1 protein-coding gene is annotated in these 348 nt (G+C 44.5%); it reads right to left on the bottom strand.

The features are described 5' to 3' along the window. Positions 1 to 329 (bottom strand): hypothetical protein (locus SB765_RS28470; RefSeq protein WP_410932337.1); only part of this gene is annotated, 329 nt, incomplete at its 3' end. Between the last annotated feature and the right edge of the window lie 19 nt (positions 330 to 348).

Raw genomic sequence — 348 nt, 5'->3', positions numbered from 1 at the left:
CCCAAGGTGAGCGAGAGCAATACAATACTTACCAGTGGGAGTAATTCGCCCATGCCTTTAAAGCCGGTATCGACTAATTGGTGGTGGGTAAACTGGCGCGAACCAATCATTAAGCAATAGGCCACAACAATAGCCAGTACCGTGGCATACAATACCGATTTTGAACCACTGCCCTCGGCAAGTACGCCGTTACCAGTGTAAAACATAAAGCCAACCATACTAACAATTAACGTTAACAGTGGCACTAGCATAAAGCGTGCTTTAGAACCTGTTACTTCTTCTTTTAGTTCGGTTGTTTGTAGCTCTAGTTTTTGCTCGGCTACTTTCATTGGGCCATGTACTTTATCG

Source organism: Pseudomonas sp. SIMBA_067 (assembly GCF_046534675.1).
Taxonomy (GTDB): Bacteria; Pseudomonadota; Gammaproteobacteria; order Pseudomonadales; family Pseudomonadaceae; genus Aquipseudomonas; species Aquipseudomonas putida.
This window is presented reverse-complemented; position numbering and strand designations above follow the sequence as displayed.